15 protein-coding genes and 2 pseudogenes are annotated in these 13,622 nt (G+C 37.9%); 10 read left to right on the forward strand and 7 right to left on the reverse strand.

Annotation, left to right across the window (positions count from 1 at the left end; translation table 11 throughout):
• Positions 1–27: 27 nt before the first annotated feature.
• The 3 genes and pseudogenes from H5079_RS04145 (at position 28) to H5079_RS04155 (ending at position 1,391) form a co-directional block, all read left to right on the forward strand.
• Positions 28–480: a DUF302 domain-containing protein gene (locus H5079_RS04145; protein ID WP_182683488.1), complete on the forward strand. Its 453-nt coding sequence runs from the start codon at positions 28–30 to the stop codon at positions 478–480.
• 49 nt (positions 481–529) lie between these two features.
• Positions 530–886 (forward strand): annotated as a pseudogene (locus H5079_RS04150) (NADPH-dependent FMN reductase); the annotation flags it as partial.
• 226 nt (positions 887–1,112) lie between these two features.
• Positions 1,113–1,391 (forward strand): flavoprotein, encoded by a 279-nt coding sequence (locus H5079_RS04155; RefSeq protein ID WP_182683490.1) that lies wholly within the window; start codon positions 1,113–1,115, stop codon positions 1,389–1,391.
• Between the two features lie 86 nt (positions 1,392–1,477).
• Here H5079_RS04155 and gloA read toward each other — a convergent pair whose 3' ends face one another.
• Positions 1,478–2,005 carry a lactoylglutathione lyase gene (gene gloA, locus H5079_RS04160; protein ID WP_011328279.1) on the reverse strand — a complete coding sequence of 176 codons (528 nt, stop codon included), beginning with the start codon at positions 2,003–2,005 and terminating at the stop codon, positions 1,478–1,480.
• 273 nt (positions 2,006–2,278) lie between these two features.
• Here gloA and H5079_RS04165 point away from each other — a divergent pair, with 273 nt between their 5' ends.
• From H5079_RS04165 to H5079_RS04190, 6 genes are all read left to right on the forward strand, one after another.
• Complete coding sequence (locus H5079_RS04165; protein ID WP_182683491.1) at positions 2,279–2,884, forward strand: excalibur calcium-binding domain-containing protein; 606 nt, start codon at positions 2,279–2,281, stop codon at positions 2,882–2,884.
• A 290-nt stretch (positions 2,885–3,174) separates the two neighbouring features.
• On the forward strand, positions 3,175–3,597 hold the full coding sequence (locus tag H5079_RS04170) for a hypothetical protein (RefSeq protein WP_182683492.1): 423 nt from the start codon (positions 3,175–3,177) through the stop codon (positions 3,595–3,597).
• A 74-nt stretch (positions 3,598–3,671) separates the two neighbouring features.
• Positions 3,672–4,697 (forward strand): hypothetical protein, encoded by a 1,026-nt coding sequence (locus tag H5079_RS04175; protein WP_310736327.1) that lies wholly within the window; start codon positions 3,672–3,674, stop codon positions 4,695–4,697.
• Between the two features lies 1 nt (position 4,698).
• Entirely contained in the window at positions 4,699–5,310 is a 612-nt protein-coding gene (locus H5079_RS04180; RefSeq protein ID WP_182683493.1) for a hypothetical protein, read from the forward strand.
• 98 nt (positions 5,311–5,408) lie between these two features.
• A complete protein-coding gene (locus tag H5079_RS04185; protein WP_182683494.1) occupies positions 5,409–6,047 on the forward strand; it encodes a hypothetical protein in 639 nt (212 codons plus the stop codon).
• A 98-nt stretch (positions 6,048–6,145) separates the two neighbouring features.
• Positions 6,146–7,180, forward strand: coding sequence for a TMF family protein (locus H5079_RS04190; RefSeq protein WP_182683495.1), 1,035 nt, complete (start codon positions 6,146–6,148; stop codon positions 7,178–7,180).
• A gap of 34 nt (positions 7,181–7,214) precedes the next feature.
• On the opposite strand, the pseudogene H5079_RS18410 reads toward H5079_RS04190, so the two are convergent.
• Positions 7,215–7,358 (reverse strand): annotated as a pseudogene (locus tag H5079_RS18410) (IS110 family transposase); the annotation flags it as partial.
• A gap of 219 nt (positions 7,359–7,577) precedes the next feature.
• Positions 7,578–8,294, reverse strand: coding sequence for a metal-dependent hydrolase (locus H5079_RS04195; RefSeq protein WP_011328272.1), 717 nt, complete (start codon positions 8,292–8,294; stop codon positions 7,578–7,580).
• Positions 8,295–8,504: 210 nt separating this feature from the next.
• Here H5079_RS04195 and H5079_RS04200 point away from each other — a divergent pair, with 210 nt between their 5' ends.
• Entirely contained in the window at positions 8,505–9,047 is a 543-nt protein-coding gene (locus tag H5079_RS04200) for a hypothetical protein (protein WP_011328271.1), read from the forward strand.
• A 28-nt stretch (positions 9,048–9,075) separates the two neighbouring features.
• Here the strand turns inward: H5079_RS04200 and H5079_RS04205 are convergent, their stop codons facing one another.
• The 4 genes from H5079_RS04205 to H5079_RS18315 all read right to left on the reverse strand — a co-directional run bounded on the left by H5079_RS04205 (position 9,076) and on the right by H5079_RS18315 (position 13,369).
• A complete protein-coding gene (locus tag H5079_RS04205; protein WP_011328270.1) occupies positions 9,076–10,677 on the reverse strand; it encodes an MASE1 domain-containing protein in 1,602 nt (533 codons plus the stop codon).
• Complete coding sequence (locus H5079_RS04210) at positions 10,664–11,293, reverse strand: response regulator transcription factor (RefSeq protein ID WP_089368324.1); 630 nt, start codon at positions 11,291–11,293, stop codon at positions 10,664–10,666. The genes H5079_RS04205 and H5079_RS04210 overlap by 14 nt, the downstream gene beginning before the upstream one ends.
• A gap of 389 nt (positions 11,294–11,682) precedes the next feature.
• The gene (locus H5079_RS04215; RefSeq protein ID WP_011328268.1) at positions 11,683–13,062 is read right to left on the reverse strand and encodes an NAD-dependent succinate-semialdehyde dehydrogenase; all 1,380 of its coding nucleotides are present in this window, start codon (positions 13,060–13,062) and stop codon (positions 11,683–11,685) included.
• Positions 13,063–13,180: 118 nt separating this feature from the next.
• Complete coding sequence (locus H5079_RS18315) at positions 13,181–13,369, reverse strand: hypothetical protein (RefSeq protein ID WP_011328267.1); 189 nt, start codon at positions 13,367–13,369, stop codon at positions 13,181–13,183.
• Positions 13,370–13,622 lie beyond the last annotated feature (253 nt).

Raw genomic sequence — 13,622 nt, forward strand, 5'->3', positions numbered from 1 at the left:
TATGTTTAACCAAACCAGAGTTTATACATGAAACTATTAAGCACCACTTTTGTATTTGCGTTATTTTTTGTGTTTTTTCCGGCTAAAGCAACAAACGGCCTAATAACACTACAAAGCCAGCAAAGCGCCAAAGCCACTATGAATAAGTTTGAGCTACTGGCTAAAAATAAAGGACTGACAATTTTTGCACGTATTGATCACGCCGCAGGGGCTAAAAAAGTAGGGCAGCAGCTTGGCTATACCGAAGTTATTATATTTGGTAATCCACAAGGCGGTACTCCTTTAATGCAGTGCGCGCAAACAATGGGAATTGATTTACCGCTTAAAGCACTTGTTTGGCAAGACGCCAATTCAAAAGTATGGTTAAGCTACAACGATCTTAGCTATTTAACTAAGCGCCATGGTGCAGGGCAATGCGCTGTTGCTACAAAGCTTGCCAATGTACTTGCAGAGCTTGCTGCACAGGCACTGCAGCCCTGAGCTTAATTACCAATCCTAAAAAAGTAATTTAAACAACGAGGGAATATACATGAAGTTTTTAGTATTTTTAGGCACAGTACGCAATAGCACACCCCCTAAACCAGCAAGGCTTGGCGAGCGCGTAGCCCAAGCATGTATAGCGTGTTTGCAAAGCCAATTTAGTACACACGAAATAGAGCTAATCGACGCGCTAGATTACCCGCTCGAACCGGTATTTAAGCCACACTTTGCTTACCCCAAAAGTAAAGCTCCCGAGCAGCTAAATACCCTAGCTGATAAAATTGCCGCAGCCGATGGCTACATTATGGTCAGCCCAGAGTACAACCATTCTATGAGCCCAGCATTAGCCAACTTATTAAACCATTTTGGCAGCTCACTGTTTTCGTACAAACCCAGCGCCATTGTTGCTTAACCTAAACTCTGGTTAAGAGATTTACTAACGTATTGAATCATTGTTATATTTAAATTTATTTTCTCTAGCCAGAGACTTTTAGTGAAAACAAGGCGAATTTACGCGTCAATAGCTGGCCTATTGCAAGTGAATTCAACGCAGTTAGCGCAGAAAGTAGCTGCTTGAGATAGATTTATTATCCAGAGTTTAGGTTATCCATTCCGCTGGGCAATGGGGTGGTATGCGCGCCGCAATGGGTATGCGTAACTTTTTAAGTGAATTAGGCTGTTTACCCGTATCAGCAATGATCCATGTACCAAAAGCGCAAGAGGTAATGACTGAAAATGGCTCGTTCAATGATCAAAGTGAACAAGACTCTTGGTTTAATTACTTCTCACGTACATTTACCCAATTAGCCTGGTGGGCAGAGGCTGCTCAACAGCAAAAACTAACTCAAAACCCAACTGAAGTATTAAGCAGCTTTACTAAAGATCCCTCACAGCGAAACGCTCCTAAATAAACTAAGTTTAATTAATAACGCCTTCAAACAATAAAGCCAGCTTAGCTGCTGGCTTTATAATTTAAAACATACATACGCCCTAGTTATTACTGAGACATAATAATTTCGGTAATGCCCTCGGCCGAGAGTATTTCTATCCAATAACCATCGGGGTCTTTAATAAACGCCAAACCTTTCATCGAGCCATCGTCTGGTTTTTTTACAAACTCTACATCGTATTTTGCAAAACGTTCGCACGCGGCGTATACATCGGGTACGCTAATACCAATATGGCCAAAGCCTTTTGGCTCTTCGTTACCACTTACATAGCCTGCAAAGCTATCGTCGTTTTCTGTGCCCCAATTATGGGTAAGCTCAATTAGTGCAGGGCGGCGAAACACCCATTCAGCTTTGGTTTTATCATCGCCCTCAGGCAGTTGTTGCTCGTAACCTAAAAAGTACAGGGTAAACTTCATACCAGGAAAGTCATATTTGCCCAACAACTTCATACCTAATACGTTTTCATAAAATGCTAATGACGGTTTTGGGTCTTTAATTCGCAGCATAGTTTGCTGCATTACATAACCTTCGGTCGCTTTAGTAACTTGCTCTGGAGATTCGTTATAGCTAGACATAAGATGATCCTTACTAAAAATTTAAAGCACAACAGACTTATTAAGTATTTCTAGTGCCATCATAATCAACAGCACCGCAAATTAAAACCACCCTATGTAATTCATTCGTTATTCAATAATTAGTTAATTAAAATACCGCCAAGCAATGGCTATAAAGTAGTTTAATTTTAAAATTACTTAAAATAAGTTTACCGACCACTTTTAGAAACGTATAGTTTGCATAAGTAACACATAAAAAATAACTAATAAAAAGTATAAAAATCAGGAACACCAATGAACAAAGGATTGTTAACGTCGTGGAACGACAACCGAGGCTATGGTTTTATTAAATCTAGCAGCGTTGCACACGACACCTTTATACACATATCTTCGCTTAAACACATAAGCCGCAAACCCAAAGTAGGCGACACTATCTATTTTGAGGTAGCTACTGATCCCAATGGTAAAAGCAAAGCCGTAAACTGCCGCATTGAAGGCGTAATTGAAAGCAAAGTAGAAAGCAAATTAGAAAAAACAGCTGCTTTTAATAAACCCTTTAAAATGAGTAAAGCAAAAAAGAAGTCGAGCACTTTAGCTAACCTTGTTGCGCTGGCAATTATATTAAGCATAGGTTTTAGCGCATACAATAGGTACTTCGCAAACACTCATGCAGGCAATAAAAACAACACCCCCGTTATTACCAATGCCGACTTAACCACCTTTGATGAAAAAGACCCAAAGGCAGTTATTCCTAAAAACACTCAAAATTTTAGCTGTGATGGCAGGCAACACTGCAGCCAAATGACCTCACGAGCCGAAGCTGTATTTTTTATTAATAACTGCCCGAATACAAAAATGGATGGCGATAACGACGGAATACCTTGTGAAAATACCTTGTGAAAATGATTCAAGGTTTTAAAGAGGTGATATTTGCAGATGCGTTTTTATAAAAAATAAATTTAATTTGATACTGTATATAAATACAGTACTGTAGGTTTTGTCCCATAACATTATTAAAAGTCGTTTTGGGATTAAATTATAAAGGTTACAAAATAGCAATTGTAACTACTTGTTTGTAAATGGGTTGTTTAATGTAATTATCGAACAACGTAATATGCGCCGTTTTGGGGTGTTATAACCCCCCAAAGTGGTGTTCAATAAGCTGTTATGTTTTCAAGGAGTAATTAGATATGCCGGATATTGGCGCAATTTCAGCAGGAATAAGTTCAATAAAAGTTGCAATAGATATTGCGAAAGAACTTAAAGGAGCAACGTCAGCGATAAAAGATGCTGAGGTTAAGCTTAAAATAGCTGAGCTTCTTTTGGCTATGGCAGATGTAAAAATTCAGCTTGTAGAAGCTCAAGATGAAAACCTTGAGTTGAAGCAAACTATCAAAGAGCTTGAGTCGGCACTTTCCAAGCAAGATGAAGTAGTATTTCGAGATGGTTACTATTATTTATCTGAGCCTCAAGATGGAAAGCCAGACGGTCCGTTTTGCTCAAATTGTTACACAACTAAAAATTTGGTATCTCTTCTTACCGAGGTTACAGGCACCTTCCGTAGGTTTGGGAAATATGAGTGTCCTAGCTGTGAGCAACGGTTTGGTAAATAAACATAACAAAAACAGGCAATCGGACTCGCTAACGCTCGCTCGTTGCTGTTGGCGTTACATGCCAAGGAGATATCGTGGCTTTTACTAAAAAATTAGAATTTGGAAATTACACACTAAAATTTGGTGAAGATAAGGTTCTACTAGATCTTTTTGATGAAGTTGTGATGCCTTCATTTCATGAAATGAAATACATTAGAAACCTGAAGGATAAAGGCCAGTATTTCTTCTTAGATACAAAGCTAATTAAGCTTGATGATAATCCAGAAGCCCCTGTGCTTGGCATTTCTGGAAAGATTGTTAAAAATACTAGGCTCAAGCGTGATCAGATATTTCGTGAGGATGGAGGGTTAATTGAGGATAAAAGCGAGCTTGAAACAGCCCCAAGCTCGACTTTCTTGCTAGTTCTTAATACGCATAGGTTGATTCTTTGTAAAGAAGTTCCAGGTGCTCCAACTATTTCAAACTTTCAAAGTACTAGCCAATACTGCTTAAAACAGCAACACAAGAAATTCATAGAAGATGAGTTTGAAAAAGCAAAAAAAAGAAAAGAAGAAAACCCAGAAGTTGAACGAGTTACGAAAAAATCTTTAGTAAACAGATACCCTTACCCAATCCTTCGTATCACGCCATTGTCAGACAAAGAGTCTTTAAAAGATTTTGTTACTCGCTTAAAGCATATAGATAAGGTTTCTATTAAGTTACTTCCAACTAATAGAGAAGAAATTGATAATGATGATTTTTGGTCTGACTTTGGCCGACGCCGAGAAGAAATGAATAGTAAGGCTGCAAAAGTTGAATTCTCAAACCCCAAAGAGGGTTTGGAAGGAGATAAGGTTTATGAACAAGCTAGCGCAGCATCTGGATTAGGTAACTCTGAAGTAAAACTTAAAGGCTATGACGAGCAGGGCGATACAATCAACGGCAGTAATGATGACTTTAGTTTAACAGTAGAGCTTGAGGATTTACCGCGCGATGCTGAGCGAGCTGCGACAGTCAAGTATGGACAATTCAAGCATCTAGTTGCCGAAAATGTTATTAAACTACCTGTTTTAGCCGACGAAGTTATTGCTAAAGTGGTTAGCATATTCCGTGGGTTATAGAATGAGCTATTCATTTGAAGATAAAGATTTAACTAGCGAGAAGTCACTGTGGGATGTATATAAACTTTCGCGCAGAATACTCCCAAGTAAATTTCAGGTTATCTTTTTACTTTTGATAATGCTGGCTCTTGGACTCAATGCATTTGTGTTAGTTGATGATGAGGCTGTTATTTTAGGTGATGTTAGGAAGTGGTCGGAATTCGGTTTTAACTTTAGTATAACAACGTTAGGTTTTTTAATTGCGGGGTTTACTATATTTGCGACATTATCCAAGCCAAAAATGATGCTGGCTATGATGGAGCACATCAACAAAGAGACTGGCCTTCCAACTTTGAAATATAACTTCTTTACTTTTATGAAGGTCTTCATTGCTTACATTGCAATATCTATATTCTACTTACTGGTAATGATTCTTGGTCAAGCAGATGGTTTCATAGCAAATGTGGTGACCTTGTTCCCAAATGAAAATTGCATAAAGAGCATTCTTATAAAAACTGCTTATGCATTAATCGGGAGTAGCTTCGTGTATTTATTGCTTCTTCTCAAGTCATTTGTGTTCAATATTTACGCAATAGTTATGAACTTTTTAAGGTGGGAATATCATGAAGGTTAAGCATGTAACAAGTCAATTAACTACGCGCCTTCGGTGCCGGACGCAGCAAAGCTGCGCCGGTTATTGAAGCGTTAAACCTCATGGAGTAGTAATCGATAATGGATGAAATTTTAAGCTTCACGTTAAAAGAAATCGGGGGAGCAGCGGCGATACTAGCTGCATTTTCAGCTTTTTTAGGTGCCATATGGAAAAATCGCATTCATATGAGGGAAAAATACCAATTTGATGCGGCACTGAAGCAGATTGAATCTTCACATGCACGTCAAACTCAAACACTTGAGCATGAACTACAGATTGAAAGACACGCAGCACAACTAGGTCATGCAAAGCTAATCGAAAAACGTGCCTCAATTATTGATGATGTTTACAAGCTATTAGTTGAGCTACACGAGGCAATTTACGACACTATTCGACCGGATTACTTCGGTAGGGACAAGCCTTCAAAACAAGAAGCATATGAGTTGGCACTACCAAAATTTGATTCTTTTGTTGAAAGCTTTGAGAAGAATAAAATATATTTTTCTACTGACATAGCAAAAAGAGTATCTGAGTTTTATGTGGCCGCAGCGCAGACGCTGGACCAATCTCGCGTTGCCATCAGCTCCGGTGAATCATTGGGTAGGAGTGATACTCCGAATCTTCAAAAATTATTTGAAAAAGTAAATTATGAAATGGGGCAAGCTCGCAAGGCTGTAGAGGAAGACTTTAGAGGTATTCTTCGTGTTGGCGAGGTTTAACAAGCAACTGCAGCGGATCAATTTTCGCTGCGCTTCAATTGCCCGCTGAGTTGGGCGTTAGCTTTATCGAGTATCACACAAGGATTGGGAGTCCATTAATGCTTAAGGAAATAACTAATTCATTTAAAGCCGCACTTTATCAAAGAGTAAGTAGTCCTCTTTACGGAACATATATATTTTCATGGATATTGTATAACTGGCTTGTCGTCTTACCATTAATATTTGGTGTAAAAAAATTTGATGAACGCTTAATTGACTTTAAGTCAGGTATAGTTTCCCCTGAAAATGGTTTCATCTACTCAACAGTAATAATGCCGATGATAATCACGGCAGTTATATTATTACTACAACCTATACTTCAACGATTTCATTTCATATATACAGAATGGAATAAAAGTGAAGGTTTAAAGAAAAGAGATAAATTCAGCAGTGAAACAATGCTCACTCTTGAGCAGAGTAATGAACTTCGGTCTTCTGTTCAAAAGGTTCAACAATTTCATCAAGAGGTCTTAAAAAACAAAGATAATGAAATAGATGAATATAAAAAACTAGCAAGCTTAAAAGATGAAGGATTATCCAAACAAAACACTCTTAACTTAGAGTTAATTGAAAAGGCTTCTCAAGCCGAAAGCGCTAAATCCGATTTAACCTCTGAAATTGCCAATAGAAAAAGTGAATTAGCTGAACTTGAATCAAAGTATAAACGTCTTTCATCAATATTTTCAAAGCAAAGGAAAAAGCAAATAACATTACAAGCAAATTATAACGCCAACACATGGTTTGCCAGTAAACAATTAATTTCAGAGTTTCCTAAAATCATCAACTTTGGTGAAGTTTATAAACTCAGTGATAATGTGCTTTATGTAGAGAAAATGTTGTCTCTTTCAAGTTCATCTGAGTGGATAGATGCATGTCACCGGCTAATAATTGAAGGGTTCGCAAATAGCTGGAATTTTAATATGGCTGACTCATACTTTGACTCTTTGATTAGACCTTATTTAAACGCATTTAATCATGATAACTTAGGTTTGTTGATCTCTAGAATGAATACAAATGGACAAATAAACGGAAGGAATAGAGCTAGCGCAGACTTGTTAGAAGTTCAATCGGCAATAAAATTAAAAGTAGCATAAAGCTAACAACACGCCCTGAGGTGGACAGCAAGCACTAAAGCTCACTTACCACCGCAAATTTTAACAGCGGTGATCCCTTACTTTTCAATGCGATTAAGTAAGTTGATTCATCGTAGGGCGTATGTGTTTTCCAGCACCTAAATAGTATTCTTATCCACTTAAATGCTAATGATCTGATGATGGTATAGAAATAAAGGGACAGGCATAAAAAAACAGAGCAGTAAATTTCATGCTGGTATTTTATAAACTATTTCCCTAGGTGAAATGAGTTTTATTGAAGCAAACACAAAGAATAAAATTATGATGACACCCACGCTAATCACTTTGAAAAAACTAGGGTGGGTGTCAATGCTATTCACTTGATTTCGCTATGCGTATCATTATGCGTATAGAGGGCTTAAAATCTAATTTTTAAAGATTGAAATCTAAAGTGAGACCAATCACTTAACGCTGTGATAGTTTGTTTTGTAGGGGGAGCGACATAGATTAAACCTGCAATGGCAATAATTGACGACAATGTAATTAATTTATTATCGAAGTCAGCTATTTTTAGAGCGGTCCCGAAAGAGCGTTTAATTGTGACATTACTTAAATCTACACTGTAAATTTCATCCAGCAATAAATGAATTAATCCTCCGAGTAAAATAAACCCACCCGTTAACCAGGCAAAGGTGGCTGCTTGTGGGGTTGATTGATCATTCAGTTCCCATGTTACTTGTGTTGTTAATAGCGCGCATAGCAGTATAAATAGTAAAGAGTGGCAACTGCCTCTATGTACTGTGATCCATTCAAAAAGTGGTCTAATAATATATTTCATAAATCCGTAAACCAATAACGGCACGACAATTAACTCGATAAAACTAATTTTAATAATTAGCTCAGTGGTTATGTAATGCAGTACCAGTAATACAGCGCTCAGTGCAAATAAGTTAAAAATAGTGTCGAGAGATGTGGAGTTATCTGAATCTATATCTGGTAATAAACCGCCGATTGAACCTAAAAACCATAACCAGAGCGCGCCCTTTAAATCAATATGTTCTGCAGATAATAAGGTGGCTGAGGCTAAGCCTGTGATGATTAGCGCAGTATTAAGATGAGTATTGAAGTTTGCCATTGTGTCTCTTGATGGGGAAATAGGAGGGCATTCTAACAATTATGTTCTTTAAGACAAATAAAGGGACAGGCATAAAATAATTAACAGTGCCGTAAATTAATCCACTTGTATTTTCTAAGCCATTTTCCTAGATGGATTAGGAATATGGATGATTTTATACCAGGCTATTTGCTAATAAACTCAATTTAACTAGGACGTTAGGGAAGTAAAATGAGTTTAATTGAAGCAAGCACAAAGGAATTTGGCAATATTACGGTGTTTTTACATAGCCTAGGCTCATTTTGCTATCGTATTGAGTGGTATAGCAAAATGACAGGTGCCTCAATTAGTTTAGCGCGTATTAAAAAGGGTAAATATATAGTCATTCGAAAATGGGCAGCTATACGGGGTTTAACTGATGTGTCTACAGAGTTTGATAGAGCTAATCAAGCATTTATCCATTTATTAAATAATGTTGACGTGGTTAAAGGTAAAGACGATTTGATAGTTGCAGCTAAGCAGCACTGCGTAAACTTATTTGCAAAGTCGGAAGGGTTAAAACCAATTAGCAAACCTAGTTTGCCAAAGCCACGATTACAAGGCGCTATAGGCAAGCAAGTGGTGGTAAAGTCAAGGCTTGGCAACAGCCAAATAGCACAAGGTATGCTACTGCAGCTAATAGGTAACCAAGCTGAAATACAAGTTAATCCCGAACATATAGAAGCAGGCCAATTAAGGCAAAAGTTTTATACTAAACAAGTTTTTATTTGCTAAGCAATTTACAAATTAAGCAATGTGCTAACTAATCAAAGTAAAAAGGAAGCTTTACCTTAATGGTAAAGCCATTTTTTACACACACTTCAAAAGTTCCGCCCAATGCCATTGCGCGCTCTTCAATAAAAGCTAAACCATAATTACCCGAGTTGTTAGCAGGTGTTGCTAAACTGCCATTATCACTAATGGTTAGTGTAATAAAATTATTATCGGTTACGAGTTCTATATGCATTTTGCTGGCATTACTATGCTTAACACAGTTAGTTACAGCTTCTTGGCATATTCGATAAATAGCTATTTCATGATCTTTTGACAGGGCTTTATGAATTTTAAAGTCGGCCTGAAAATTAATTTTTGCCTTATGCAGTAAACTTTTTAGTCGCCCGGCTGTTATTGCCTTATTTAAGCCAAGTTCGTCTAATTCGCGTGGGCGAAGGTAATGCATTAATTGGTATACCGAATCGTACATGGTATTGGCATTCGTTTTTAAGCTTTTAACAAACGACTGAGTATCTTTATTACTCATGTGAGACAAAATAGATAAGTCAGTTTTTAAAGCAGTGAGATTTTGACCCAACTCGTCGTGTAACTCTTGAGAAAGATGTTTTCGCTCATTTTCTTGTACGCTAACCATTTTAGCCGCAAGGTGTGTGTTTTTAGTTAACTGCTTTCTGAGTTCTAGGTTCGTTTTATATAACTCATTATTTTTACGTTTTAGTTCAGTAATTGCAGCGCCTAAAACCATACTGGTAATTGCATTTGCTAAAATGAATAACTGGCTTATATAAGTGTTTTCAGGGGCATGAGTAAAGCTTGCCTCGAGTATAATTAAGCTATTAATTAACGTGGCACTGGTTACAGCGCCCAAAGAGCCAAACCTATACGAAAACCAAATAATGGGTAATAACGAGGCGAGCCTTAGTAGCGGGTAGGTGTCGGGGCGTAGTGCATATACAAAAATTACAATTAATAAAAGGCACAATAAAGCAGCCCCTAAATGCATCATTTTTAGTAATAGCGATTTATTTAATTTATGCCTCACGCTAAAAATTAGCATCATTAGCGGAGTGACTAATAGTGTGCCGGTAATATCCCCAAGGCACATATTTAACTGGTACTGTAATAATTCTGTAGCAACCAGTATATTGGTAAATTCAAACGCACTAGCAAATACAAACCATTTAATAGATGTACTAGCAACAGCCAGTAATATTAACGAAAGTATACCTTGGCTATCGTTAATACTGGGCGGCCAACGGCTGTTTTTTAAAATATAAATAAGCGCAACAAAGCAAAGCTCCTGCCAAAAACCATGAAATAAATTAAAATCCCATTGTGCAAGAGCTAAAACTTCATTATTAAAAGCACCCACAAAGGCAGCGAGAAGACGAGATGTTACCCATAAAGTTAGCCAATACTTTGTAGGTAAAAGTAAAAAGAAGGCAATTTTAATGCCCGCAGGAATAAAAATTGCGCTGCTTTCGGGGACTGTTTCTAGATTTTTGCTGAGCCAAAAAGTTGCAGCAAATATAACAAAATAAACAAGCCCAACAAGTAACTGCTTGGTTACTTGTTTAAAAGCTGTAGTAATAAAAAAACTAAACGAGGGGGATAGGCTAAGTAAGCTCATCTAGTTGTATTACTCCTACATCTATTGCAATTTTTAACAGCTCGAATGAAGTTGTAACGTTAAGCTTAGTGTATATATTTGCCTTATGGACATGAGCAGTTTTAGGCATTATTCCTAATGCTTGTGCTACTTGCTTGGCATTAAGCCCCTTAGAAAATAATGGTAAGGCCTCTATTTCTCGATTTGTTAGTAGCGTAAGTGCGCTACTTTCTGTGGTTAGGGCAAAGTTTACGTCTTCGCTTATATAGCGCTTACCCAAAGCTACAGACTTAACCGCATCTATTAATTCTTCAGAAGCCGAGCGTTTTGACACATAACCTAACGCGCCAAGTCGCAAAGCGTTACTCACATAGGGTTCGTGGTCATGCATGGAGGCAACAATGGTTTTAATGTTAGGAAAATGCTCAAAAAGGTAAGATAAAAAAGTAAGCCCGGTTTCTTTACCGTTAAGCGATATATCCACTATAAATATATCGGGTTGTTCTAGTTCAACCGCAAGCTTTGCTTCATTTACGCTGCAAGCTTCTATTATTACTTTCCAATCTGGCTGTAATTCGAGTAGCTTTTTAAAGCTATCTCTTACTAGTTGATGATCTTCTATGATACCAATGTGCATTTATATCTCCCTTTAAAATTATTATACATGGTAATAGGTAAGTATTGGCTAGGAAAAAATCTTAGAAAGGGTAATTAGGTAGAAAAATAAAGGGACAGAAAAATAAAGGGACAGGCATAAAATAATTTACAGTGCCTAAATTTTTGAATACTTCACGATCTTACTAAAAATAAGCTGTGGAATTTAATGTCAGCTAGCTTAATCTCTAGAAGATTTATAGTTTGGGCTGGTGGTTATTTGAAAGTCTATGTTTGCTCTTAGATGGATAAGTCTATTTATAAGCTCCTTGTTCGTAAAGTTATTTCAGGACGGGTCAGTGAGCAACAAAAAAGCCTAGCATGTTAACGCTAGGCTTTTTGTTATTTATTTATAAGAATTATACTTTAAATCTATGCACTGGTTTTATTACGAATCAATTTGTAGTTTAAGAATTCAGTAATACCAAGGGTACCAAGTTCACGACCGAAGCCTGAGCGCTTAACACCGCCAAAAGGGGTGTTGGCTTCAGTACCAGAAGGTGCGTTTATGGTCACCATGCCGACTTCTAACTGATCAGCAATCTCAGCTGCCAATTCTGAGTCTTTAGTCTGGATTGACGCACCAAGACCAAATGGAACATCGTTGGCAATTTTGATCGCATCAGCGATATCACGAGCTTTATAAATAACAGCAACAGGACCAAATAGTTCTTCGCTATAAACAGCCATTGAGTTATCGACATTGGTAAGTACTGCTGGAGCAAACCAAGCGCCTGGCTTGTCTTTGACAATGCCGCCTTCAATTAGAACGGTGGCACCAGCTTTTATTGCTTCATCTAACTGCTTTTGTAAATTGACTGCAGCGCTTTTTGAGGACATCGGTCCGATAAAGGTTGTTTGATCTAATGGATCAGACAACGTCATCTCACGAACCGCATCGGCAAAGCCTTGTACAAACTTATCATAAACGGCTTCAACGACAATTAGGCGCTTAGCGGCGTTACAAGCTTGTCCAGTATTGCCAAAGCGGCCGGTGATGGCATCTGCTACTGCTTGCTCAATATCAGCATCTGCTGCAACGATAAAGGCATCTGAACCGCCAAGCTCTAAAACGACCTTTTTAAGGGCGCCGCCTGCTATTTTAGCAACTGCTTGTCCTGCACGCTCAGAACCTGTTAATGAGATGCCTTGTATTCTGCTGTCTTCGATGATAGTTGCGGCTTGATCATTGGTAGCAAATACATTGTTATATACGCCATCTGGTAAACCGGCATCTTTAAGAATTTCGACAATTACTTCTGCCGTTTTAGGGCACTGCGGGGCATGCTTTAAAATAATTGTATTGCCTGCCATAAAGTTAGGTGCTGCAAAGCGTGCTACTTGATAATGCGGATAGTTCCACGGCATAATTCCTAACAATGCGCCTACTGGCAGTTTCTCTACAAAAGCTGAGCCTTCGGCTACATTGATTTGGTTATGTGCTAATAGCTGTTCTGCGTTGTCTGCATAATAGCGATATATTTCAGCGACTAGAGCGAGCTCTCCTTTACCTTGGGCTACAGGCTTGCCCATTTCTACAGCGATCATGTTTGCCAGCTCATCTTGACGCTCAATATAGATATCTGCAATTTTGTGCAGAAGTGCGCTGCGCTCGCTAAGAGAGATGTTACGCCATTCTTTATAGGCATCATCAGCTTTTGTGATGGCTTGCTGAATATCTTGTTCATTTGCAGTAGGGTAGCTGGCTTCAACTTTGCCAGTTGCTGGATTGGTTACTTTATATTCGCTCATAAATATTCCTTGGATTAAAAGTTCATTTATAGTGACTCACTGAGTACAACTATTATTTATACAACTGCAACATGTAAGCGTACATCAATACTAAATGTTGCATTAGAGTAAGGACAGGTTAGATGAGATTTTGTGATTGCACATTGTTAATACGTGATACTTCAACAGACAGATCTATATATATTAAGTTATAGCTATTATCGGCTTTCATACCAAGACCGACTTGAGCAGATGTATTGAAGCTGTAATTGGTAATTTTAACTGTTGTGCTGCCATGTTCAGGGCGCGCTATCGAAACACGCTGCATAACCCATCACAAACAGCTGTTCTGGATTAAAACCCTTTTTATCTGGTTCTTGAAAGAACACCAAATCAAAAACTTAGTGAACCATTGTCAAGACTTGTATGCCCAAACTGATCACCGGCTGCTATTGCCTAAGCTGTGTAATACTTTCATTTTGTGATGCGATCATTATAAGGGACAGCTTAATAATTCGTTATAATAGTCCTACAAATGTGTTGCCTAATCCTATAAAAATTTGTACTGTCAATCAGGTTCT

The organism is Pseudoalteromonas sp. SG44-5 (assembly GCF_014164175.1).
In the GTDB taxonomy this organism is placed as follows: Bacteria; Pseudomonadota; Gammaproteobacteria; order Enterobacterales; family Alteromonadaceae; genus Pseudoalteromonas; species Pseudoalteromonas nigrifaciens.